We start from the raw sequence: 9834 nt of genomic DNA on the forward strand, positions 1-9834 counted from the left end.
TGAGGCAGAGGCACATGACTGACACGATCGCGATCCCGCATTCCGACGAGCGCCGCTCCATCGAGCAGGGCCTCGACGCGTATCGGGCCCTGCCGATCAAGCAGCAGCCGCACTGGCCCGACGAGGCCGAGCTCGAGCGCGTCCGCCGCGAGCTGCGCGCCGCGCCGCCGCTCGTGTTCGCGGGCGAGGTCGACATGCTGCGCGATCGCCTCGCGGCCGCGGCCGAGGGCCGCGCGTTCCTCTTGCAGGGCGGCGACTGCGCCGAGACCTTCGCGGGCGCGACGGCCGACAACATCCGCAACCGCGTCAAGACGATCCTGCAGATGGCGGTCGTGCTCACGTACGGCGCCGCGATGCCGGTCGTGAAGATGGGCCGCATGGCGGGGCAGTTCGCCAAGCCGCGCTCGAACGACCACGAGACGCGCGGCGACGAGACGCTGCCGGCGTACCGCGGCGACATCGTCAACGGCTACGACTTCACGCTCGACTCCCGCACGGCCGACCCGGAGCGCATCCTGCGCGGGTACCACATGGCCGCGTCGACCCTCAACCTCGTGCGCGCCTTCACGCAGGGCGGCTTCGCCGACCTGCGGCAGGTGCACTCGTGGAACAAGGGCTTCGCCGAGAACCCGCTCTTCGCGCGCTACGAGGCGCTCGCCGCCGAGATCGACCGCGCGGTGCGCTTCATGGAGGCCGCGGGCGCGAACTTCGACGAGCTCAAGGGGGTCGAGTTCTTCACCGGCCACGAGGGCCTGCTCATGGACTACGAGCGGCCGCTCACGCGCATCGACTCGCGCACGGGCCTCGCCTACAACACCTCGAGCCACTTCCAGTGGATCGGGGAGCGCACGCGCGAGATCGACGGCGCGCACGTCGACTTCTTCTCCCGCGTCCGCAACCCCATCGGCGTGAAGCTCGGGCCGACCACGACGCCCGCCGACATGGAGGCGCTCGTCGACAAGCTCGACCCGCACCGCGAGCCCGGCCGCTTGACGTTCATCACCCGCATGGGCGCCCGTCGCATCCGCGACGCGCTCCCGCCGCTGCTCGAGGCCTCGAAGTCGCTCGAGTCGACGCCGCTGTGGGTCACCGACCCCATGCACGGCAACGGCATCACGACGCAGAACGGCTACAAGTCGCGGCGCTTCGACGACGTCGTCGACGAGGTGCGGGGCTTCTTCGCCGCGCACCGCGCGGTCGGCACGTTCCCGGGCGGCATCCACGTCGAGCTCACGGGCGACGACGTCACCGAGTGCCTCGGCGGCTCGGAGGACATCGACGAGCTCGGCCTCGAGTCGCGCTACGAGTCGCTGTGCGACCCGCGCCTCAACCACATGCAGTCGCTCGAGCTCGCCTTCCTCGTCGCCGAGGAGCTGCGCGACGCGGGCCGCGTCCGGGAGCGCGCGGCGGGCTGAGCCCGCGGGTGCTCGGCGGCGCGGTCGACGAGGCTCAGTAGGTCGCGTCGATGACGATCGTCGAGCCCTCGACGACCGGGCCGGGGGCGCCCGGCTCCTGCGAGAGGATCGCCGCGAGCGCCTGCAGCGGCGACGGCACGTTCGTGCGGAGGTCGGGCACGAGGCCGGCGTCCCGGATGGCCTGCACGGCCTCGGGGATGGGGTCGCCCACGACGTCGGGAACCTCGATCATGCGCGGCCCGAGCGAGACGACGCCGCCGATCGTCGCGCCGCGGCGCACGAGCCCATCGCTCGGGATCGCGACGGAGATGAGCTGCCCCTCGGGGACCTCCAGCGAGTGCTCCTCCGAGAAGTCGGCGACGAGCCCGACCTGCTCGAGCGCCGCGGCCGCCTCGGCGGCGCTCTGCCCCGCGGCGGCGGGGACGGGGCCGAGCGAGACGCGCAGCGCGATGGGGGAGCGCTCCTCGAGCGACTCGAGCTCCGCGAGGTCGGTGCCGTCCGGCGCGAAGGCGGCGAGCACGGTGTTGGCGGGCGCCTGGTCGAACACGAGATCGGGATCGACCTCGGCGACGGTGAACTCCGCAGCCTCGATCGCGGCGCGCGCCTCCTCGAGCGGCATGCCCGTGAGCGCCGGCACCGCGAGGCTCCGCCGGCCGGAGGAGACGATGAGCCGCACGGGCTCCCCGTTCGCGAGCTCGGTGCCCGCGCCCGGATCGGTGCGGAGGGCGAGCCCCGCCTGCACGTCGTAGTCGGGCTCCTCGACAGTCGCCGACACCTCGATGCCGTGTTCGGCGAGCATCGCGATCGCGGCGTCGGCGGGCTCGCCGGAGACGTCCGGCACCATCGAGCGGCCGCCCGGCCCGAGGTTGAACCACCAGCCGAGCCCCGCCGCGACGAGGGCGCCGATCACGACGACCGCGAGCCACAGCATCCCGCGCCTGCGCCGCACGGTCGCGCGCCGCGCGAGCGCGCTCGCGGCGACCCCGTCGCCCGAGTCGTGCACGACCTCCGGCGCGGCCGCGATGCGGCGCGGGGGCTTCGGCCGCTCGATGATGGTCGTCGAGCGGTCGTCCTCCGAGAGGGCGGGGAGCAGCGCGGTGCGCGCGTCGAGGCCGCGGTCGCGGATCGACTGCACCTCTGCGAGCATCTCGGTCGCGTCGGCGGGCCGCAGGTTGGGGTCGCGCTGCGTCGCCCAGTGCACGAGCGCGTCGAGCTGCTCGGGCACGCCCGGCGCCTCGGTCGACGGCAGCGGCACCTGCTCGTTCGCGTGCTGGAAGGCGATCTGCATCGGCTCGTCGCCCGTGAAGGGCTGCTTGCCGGTGAGCATCTCGAAGAGCATGATCCCGACGGCGTAGATGTCGCTGCGGGCGTCGGCGACGCCGCGCGTGACGAGCTCGGGGGAGAGGTAGGCGATCGTGCCGAGCAGCGCCTTGCCCGTCGCGGTGTTCGCGGTCGCGGCGCGCGCGAGGCCGAAGTCGCCGATCTTGATGCGCCCGTCGTGCGCGAGCAGGATGTTCTCGGGCTTGAGGTCGCGGTGCACGATGCCGGCGCGGTGCGCGGCCGAGAGCCCCGCGAGGATCGCCTCGAGCACGTCGAGCGCCTGCTCGGGCGTGATGCGCCCGCGCTCGGCGAGCAGGTCGCGCAGCGTGATGGAGGGCACGAGCTCCATGACGAGCCACGCGAGCTCGCCCTCCTCGCCCTGGTCGTACGTGTTGACGACGTTCGGATGCGCGAGGCGGGCAGCCGCCTTCGCCTCCTGGATGAAGCGCTCCCGGAAGTCCTCGTCGTCGCTCAGGTGCGGGTGCATGACCTTCACGGCGACCTTCCGGTCGAGCCGCAGGTCGACGCCCTCGTAGACGCTCGCCATGCCGCCGCGCGCGATGCGCTCGCCCACCTCGTAGCGACGGTCGATCATCCGTCCGATGACGGGATCGCGGGAGTCGACGGGCACGAAGCGAGGATAGGCGGCGGCGGGGCGTCCGCCCCGCACCCACGCTGGCGGAGCCGAGAATGCCAAGATGGACGCGTGACGCAAGACACCGCATGGCTCTCCGTGCCCGACCTCGTGACACTGCTCGGCCAGCCCGTGGGGCGCATCCATCGCCTGATCGAGGAGCATCGCCTGCCCGCCACGCGGCGCAACGGCCCCCTCCAGGTGCCGGCGCTGTGCGTGAAGGACGGCGAGCCGCTGCCCGAGCTGCGCGGCACGCTGCTCGTGCTGCTCGACCAGGGCTTCACCGAGGACGAGGCGATCGACTGGCTGCTCGCGGAGGACGACTCGCTCGGCGTGCCGCCGGTCGAGGCGATGCGCGGCGGCGCGAAGGCCGCCGTGCGCCGCGCGGCGCAGCTGCTCGGCTGAGCGCTAGCGGTCGCGCTTCGCGACCGTGTCGGCGAGCCGCTCGAGCTCGAGCATCGCCGCGCGCGAGAGCTCGCCCTCGTGGAGCGACTCGAGCGCCTCGCCGACCGCCCGGTCGATGAGCGCCTCGAGCCGCGCGGGCGCCTCCGAGCCGGCGATCGCGTCCTGCAGCACCGCGACCTGCCGCTCGTCGAGCTCGCGGTCGCCGAGCAGCTCGTCGAGCATCGTGCGGACGCCGGGCGCGAGCCGCTGCCGCGCGATCTCGATGAGCACCGTGCGCTTGCCCTCGCGCAGGTCGTCGCCCGAGGGCTTCCCCGTGACCGCCGGGTCGCCGAAGACGCCGAGCAGGTCGTCGCGCATCTGGAACGCGACGCCGAGCGGCAGGCCGTAGCCCGCGAGCGCGTCGAGCTGCGCGTCGTCGCCGCCCGCGAGGAGCGCGCCGAGCGCGAGCGGCGCCTCGACGGAGTACTTCGCCGACTTGAAGACCGCGACGGTGTGCGCCCGGTCGAGCAGGGCATCCGGGTCCTGCCGGATCCACGCGGCCTCCTCGAGCACGTCGAGGTACTGGCCGAACGTGACCTCCTCGCGCATGCGCCGGTAGGCGTCGTGCACGCGCTCGCCGTGCGCGGCGCCGCGGCACGCCTCGACCATGCGGTCGTCGGCCCAGTTGAGCAGCAGGTCGCCGACGAGGATCGCGGCGCTCGTGCCCCACGACTCCGGCTCGCCCACCCACTCGCCCTCGCGGTGCATCGCCTCGAGCGCGCGGTGCATCGCGGGCCGCCCGCGGCGGGTGTCGGATGCGTCGATGATGTCGTCGTGCACGAGCGCGGCGGCGTGGAAGAGCTCCATCGCGGTCGCGACGCCGACGACGTCGCCCCACTCCGGGTCGCGCTCCGTGCCGGCCTCGTGCGTCGCGTCGGGCCGCGCGGCGGCGACCGCGTGCCAGCCCCACAGCACGAAGGCGCTGCGCACGCGCTTGCCGCCCGAGACCATCGCGCGCACGTGCCGCACGAGCGGCTCGGCATCGGGGGAGATGCGGGCGAGGGCGCGCTCGCGCGCGTCGAGATACTGGTCGATCGAGCCCTCGACTGCTCGGGCGAAGCGCTGCTGTGCGGACACAACCCACATGCTATTGACAGGAGTGATGCGTAGACTGGCGCTCCGCACCGGTCGGACGAAGGGGGGTGCGAGATGGGCCTCTCCGAGCACGAGCAGCGACTGCTCGACGAGATGGAGCGCAATCTCTACAAGCACGAGGCGGACATCGTCGCGACGACGAGCGGGCCTCGCACGGTCGACTACACGAAGGTGGCCGTCGGCGTCCTCGGCGTCGTCGCCGGCCTCGTCCTCATCGTCGTGGGCGTGCTCATGAAGCTCGCCATCATCGGCGTCGCCGGCTTCGGCGTCGCGGTGCTCGGCGCGCTGTGGGCGCTCTCCGCCTCGCGACCCGCGTCGGGCGACGACGTGCCGCGAACCGGCGCGATGGGCGAGGGCCCCGCCGCGACGAAGCAGTCGACGAGCCTCATGGACCGCCTCGCCGAGGAGTGGGACGACCGCAACCAGCGCTGAGCCCGCAGCGCTCACCTTCACGGTGAGCGCGCAGGGCTCAGGGTCGAGTAGCGCGCGGCGCAGCCGCGCGCGCATCGAGACCCACTGCTGACCCGAGCGACACCGGATCCAGCTCCAGTCCCCACCCCCTCCACCTTCCTCCCCCAGGGACCGACTCACCCGAGTCGGTCCCTTTTTCGCGCCCTCGTGCGCTCCTGCGCCCCACCGTGCGGCCGATCCAGCGCGAATCTCGGCCGAATCCCTCCACCGCGATCCTCCGCAGAATCCTGCGCAACACGCGGGTGAATGCAGAGGATTCCTAGGCTGATGTGGCGGTCAGTGGAGTAGAGTGGAGGAAGTCGGGGTGACCCGGCGCAGCATCTGCTCGCAGGCCGGACGAGAGGGGGCACCGTGTTCCTCGGCACGCACACGCCCAAGCTCGACGACAAGGGCCGCGTGATCCTCCCCGCCCGGTTCCGCCAGGAGCTCGAGGGCGGGCTCGTGCTCACGCGCGGCCAGGAGCGGTGCATCTACGTCTTCTCGATGCGCGAGTTCGAGCGCGTCCACGAGCAGATCCGGCAGGCGCCGCTCACCTCGGCCGGTGCGCGCGACTTCCTGCGGCTCTTCCTCTCGGGCGCCTCGAGCGAGCAGCCCGACAGCCAGCACCGCGTCACGATCCCCTCGAACCTCCGCGAGTACGCCGGCCTCGGCCGCGAGCTCACCGTGATCGGCGCGGGCTCCCGCGCCGAGATCTGGGACACCGAGGCGTGGAACGCCTACTACGCGGCCAAGGAGGCCGACTTCGCTGCGACGACGGAGGAGGTGATCCCCGGCATCTTCTGACCCGACCCGTGACCCTCAGCCGGTCGCCGCGCCGCACCTTCCCCGGTGGCGCGTCGCACGGATGGGGATCAGGGGCCGGGTCGGACCGCCCGAAGCCCATGGACGCATCCGACCTCCACATCCCCGTCATGCTCGAGCGCACGCTCGAGCTGCTCGCGCCCGCGGTCGCGCGCGCCGAGGCCGCGGGCCGCGCGCCGCTCGTCATCGACGGCACGCTCGGCATGGGCGGCCACACCGAGGCGATGCTCGCGGCGCACCCGTCACTCCGCGTCGCCGGCATCGACCGCGACCCCGACGCCATCCGGCTCGCGGGGGAGCGGCTCGCGCGCTTCGGCGACCGCTTCGTGCCCGTGCAGACCACGTACGACCGCATCGACCTCGCGCTCGAGGCCGCCGGCGCCGCGCGCGCCGACGGCATCCTGCTCGACCTCGGCGTCTCGAGCCTGCAGCTCGACGACGCCGAGCGGGGCTTCGCCTACGCGAAGGACGCGCCGCTCGACATGCGCATGGGCCAGTCGGGCGACGTGACGGCCGCGACGATCCTCGCCGAGCGCAGCGACCGCGAGCTCGCGCGGCTCTTCCGCGTCTACGGCGACGAGAAGCTCGCCGACCGCTACGCGCGGGCGATCGTCGCCGCGCGCGCCGAGGCGCCGATCGAGACCTCCGCGCGGCTCGTCGACATCCTGCAGGCGGCGACGCCGCGCGCGCTCGCGAACCAGGGCCACCCCGGGAAGCGCGTCTTCCAGGCGCTGCGCATCGAGGTCAACCAGGAGCTCGCGATCCTCGAGCGCACGATGCCCGCCGCGATCGACGCGCTCGGCGTCGGCGGCAGGCTCGTCGTGCTCGCCTACCAGTCGCTCGAGGACCGCGTCGTCAAGCGCACCCTGCAGGCGGCGTCGAGCTCGACCGCGCCGCGCGACCTGCCCGTCGAGCTGCCCGAGCACGCGCCCCACCTGCGGCTGCTCGTGCGCGGCGCCGAGCTCGCCGACGAGGCCGAGCGCGCCCGCAACCCCCGATCCGCACCCGTCCGCCTGCGCGCGGCCGAGCGCATCCGACCCGCATCGAACGACTCGACCACCGCCCCGACCCCCAGGGAGCAGCCATGACCAGCCTGAGCGTCCTCGACCTGCACGCACAGCCGCTGCCCGCGCCCGAGGCGCCCGCCGAGCGGCACCTCAAGGCGCTGCCGTCGCCGCGCGTCGCGCCCCGGCGCGCGCCGCGCCTCGTGCACGGCGTCATCGCCCTCGCGGGCCTCGCCGGCATCGTGTGCGCGCAGCTCGGCCTCTCGGTCGTCATCAGCGAGGGCGCCTACCGCATGAGCGCGCTGCAGGCCGAGTCGACGAGCCTCGCGCGCGCCGAGCAGAGCGTCGCCGAGGAGCTCGCGGTGCTGAGCTCGCCGCAGCACGTCGCGGTCGCGGGTGCCGAGCTCGGCATGCTCGCCGGCCAGCCCTCGCAGTTCCTCACGCTCGCGACGACCTCGACCGCGGGCGGCCCCGACGCGCTCCACATGCAGGTGCCCGCCGTCGACGGCTTCGGCATGTACGTGCCCAACTCGCTCCTGACCGCGCAGCCGCAGGTCGCCGCATCCGTCGCCCAGGTGCAGGCCGCCACGATCGAGCCCTACCCGGGCATGCTGCTGCCCGCGGGCGAGAGCGCCGCGGCGATCGCCGCGGCCGCGCCCGCCGCCGCGCAGGACGTCGAGCCGACGGCGGTCGCGCCGACCACCGTCGCGCCGACGACGATCGCGCCGGGTACGCTGCTGCCGGCTCCCGGGCAGGAGTGAGCCGGCGAGGGCGTGGCGGCTCGGCCGCGCGCCCCGACGCCGATACCGTGCACGTCGACATGGATGCTCGGCCGCCGAGCAGGAAGCGCAGGTGAGCGTGGCCGCGAGGGCGAAGCGCAGCAGCGAGCGGTGGCGGACCGTCCTGGTCGCCATCCTGACGTTCGCCCTGCTCGCCGTCTTCGTCGTGCGGCTCGCCGACATCCAGCTCGTGCGCGCCGAGGCGCTCAACGCCGAGGCGGATGGGCGGCGCGGGGTGACGCAGACGATCTTCGGCACGCGCGGGCCCATCGTCGACGCGAACGGCACGGTGCTCGCCGAGAGCGTCGACCGCTGGGACCTCACGATCTCGCCGCGCTACACGCGCGACCTGCAGCCCGGCATCGACCGCGTCGACGAGACGCTCACGGTCGGCGACGCGCTCGTCCAGATCGGCGCCATCACCGGGCAGGACCCCGTCGACCTGCAGGCGAAGATCCTCGCCGAGCTCGAGCGCAATCCCGACTCCGACTACCTGCTGCTCGTCGACGGACTCGACGTCTCGCAGTTCGAGGCGGTGCGCGACCTCGGCCTGCCCTACGTCTACCTGCGGCTCAACCCGCAGCGCGTCTATCCCGCGGGCTCGGTCGCGGGCAACCTCGTCGGCTTCATGGGCGCCGACGAGCCGCTCGCGGGCATCGAGCGCTCGGAGGACGAGTGCCTCTCGGCCGAGGACGGCGCGCGGGTCTTCGACCGCGGCGCCGACGGCACGCCCATCCCGGGCTCGATGACGACGCGGCCCGCGATCGACGGCGGCTCGGTGCAGCTCACGATCGACGCCGACGTGCAGTTCCAGATGCAGCAGCTCACGCAGCAGTACACGTCCCAGCTGCGCGCCCGCAGCGGCACGAGCATCGTCATGCGCGCCGACGGCACGATCGTCGCGGTCGCCGAGTCGTCGACCGTCGACCCCAACGACCCCACGGCATCCGATTCCCGCGACCGCGGCTCGCGCGCGTTCACCGCGGCGTACGAGCCGGGATCGATCTTCAAGGCGTTCTCGTTCGCCGCCATGCTCGACCTCGGCATCATCACGCCGCGCGACGAGCTGAGCGTGCCGTGGACGTACACGGCGCCCGGCGTGCGCGTGCGCGACGCCCTCTCGCACGAGGTCAAGCAGTGGACGGCCGCCGGCATCCTCGTCAACTCGTCGAACTCCGGCATGGTGCGCCTCGCCGAGCCGATGTCGACCGCCGACTACTACGACTACCTCGACCGCTTCGGCTTCGGCGAGCGGAGCGCGGTCGACTTCGCCGGCGAGCAGTCGGTGGCGCTGCGGAACCCCGCGAACCTCGACGCGCAGACGCAGCTCAACGTGCTCTTCGGCCAGGGCATCGCCGCAACCCCCATCCAGCTCGCGTCGGCCTACCAGGCGCTCGCGAACGGCGGCGTGCACCTGCCCGCGCGGCTCATCGCCGGCTGCACCGACGCCGAGGGCGAGGTCACCGCGCCCGAGGTCGGCGAGGGCGAGAGGGTCGTGAGCGACACGACCGCGCGCCAGACGCTCGAGGTGCTCGAGAACGTCGTGACCGACTACGGCTACGACACCTTCCCGATCGAGGGCTACCGCATCGCCGCGAAGACCGGCACGGCGCAGATGGCGTACGAGGACGGATCGGGCTACGACCCGAACCGGATGATGATCTCGGTCGCGGGCGTGTTCCCCGTCGACGACCCGCAGTTCGTCGTGCTGACGATGTACGACAGCCCCCAGACGATCCGCACGAGCGGCGGGGCCATCCCGGCCTTCCACGATATGGTGAACCTCTTGATCCGCCACTTCGACATCCCGCCCAGCACGACCCAGCAGCCGGAGATCCCGCTCGAGTGGACCGCCGATCAGCCATGAGAGC

At 73.2% G+C, this 9834-nt stretch carries 9 protein-coding genes; 7 read left to right on the plus strand and 2 right to left on the minus strand.

What is annotated here, in order from left to right:
- Positions 1–14: 14 nt before the first annotated feature.
- Complete coding sequence (locus L332_RS27780; protein WP_021011629.1) at positions 15–1415, plus strand: class II 3-deoxy-7-phosphoheptulonate synthase; 1401 nt, start codon at positions 15–17, stop codon at positions 1413–1415.
- Between the two features lie 34 nt (positions 1416–1449).
- Here L332_RS27780 and pknB read toward each other — a convergent pair whose 3' ends face one another.
- The gene (gene pknB / locus L332_RS27785) at positions 1450–3366 is read right to left on the minus strand and encodes a Stk1 family PASTA domain-containing Ser/Thr kinase (RefSeq protein ID WP_021011630.1); all 1917 of its coding nucleotides are present in this window, start codon (positions 3364–3366) and stop codon (positions 1450–1452) included.
- A 75-nt stretch (positions 3367–3441) separates the two neighbouring features.
- On the opposite strand from pknB, the gene L332_RS27790 reads away from it, so the two are divergent.
- Complete coding sequence (locus tag L332_RS27790; protein ID WP_021011631.1) at positions 3442–3774, plus strand: Rv2175c family DNA-binding protein; 333 nt, start codon at positions 3442–3444, stop codon at positions 3772–3774.
- A 3-nt stretch (positions 3775–3777) separates the two neighbouring features.
- Here L332_RS27790 and L332_RS27795 read toward each other — a convergent pair whose 3' ends face one another.
- Positions 3778–4890, minus strand: coding sequence for a polyprenyl synthetase family protein (locus L332_RS27795; RefSeq protein ID WP_021011632.1), 1113 nt, complete (start codon positions 4888–4890; stop codon positions 3778–3780).
- Positions 4891–4962: 72 nt separating this feature from the next.
- Here L332_RS27795 and L332_RS27800 point away from each other — a divergent pair, with 72 nt between their 5' ends.
- The 5 genes from L332_RS27800 to L332_RS27815 all read left to right on the plus strand — a co-directional run bounded on the left by L332_RS27800 (position 4963) and on the right by L332_RS27815 (position 9830).
- A complete protein-coding gene (locus L332_RS27800) occupies positions 4963–5340 on the plus strand; it encodes a DUF3040 domain-containing protein (RefSeq protein ID WP_021011633.1) in 378 nt (125 codons plus the stop codon).
- A gap of 390 nt (positions 5341–5730) precedes the next feature.
- Positions 5731–6162 (plus strand): division/cell wall cluster transcriptional repressor MraZ, encoded by a 432-nt coding sequence (gene mraZ, locus L332_RS27805; RefSeq protein WP_021011634.1) that lies wholly within the window; start codon positions 5731–5733, stop codon positions 6160–6162.
- A gap of 98 nt (positions 6163–6260) precedes the next feature.
- Positions 6261–7268: a 16S rRNA (cytosine(1402)-N(4))-methyltransferase RsmH gene (gene rsmH / locus L332_RS27810; RefSeq protein WP_021011635.1), complete on the plus strand. Its 1008-nt coding sequence runs from the start codon at positions 6261–6263 to the stop codon at positions 7266–7268.
- A complete protein-coding gene (locus L332_RS29640; protein ID WP_021011636.1) occupies positions 7265–7945 on the plus strand; it encodes a hypothetical protein in 681 nt (226 codons plus the stop codon). The genes rsmH and L332_RS29640 overlap by 4 nt, the downstream gene beginning before the upstream one ends.
- Positions 7946–8036: 91 nt before the next feature.
- Positions 8037–9830: a peptidoglycan D,D-transpeptidase FtsI family protein gene (locus L332_RS27815; protein ID WP_021011637.1), complete on the plus strand. Its 1794-nt coding sequence runs from the start codon at positions 8037–8039 to the stop codon at positions 9828–9830.
- The last annotated feature ends 4 nt before the right edge of the window (positions 9831–9834 follow it).

This window comes from Agrococcus pavilionensis RW1, from assembly GCF_000400485.1.
GTDB classification, from domain to species: domain Bacteria; phylum Actinomycetota; class Actinomycetes; order Actinomycetales; family Microbacteriaceae; genus Agrococcus; species Agrococcus pavilionensis.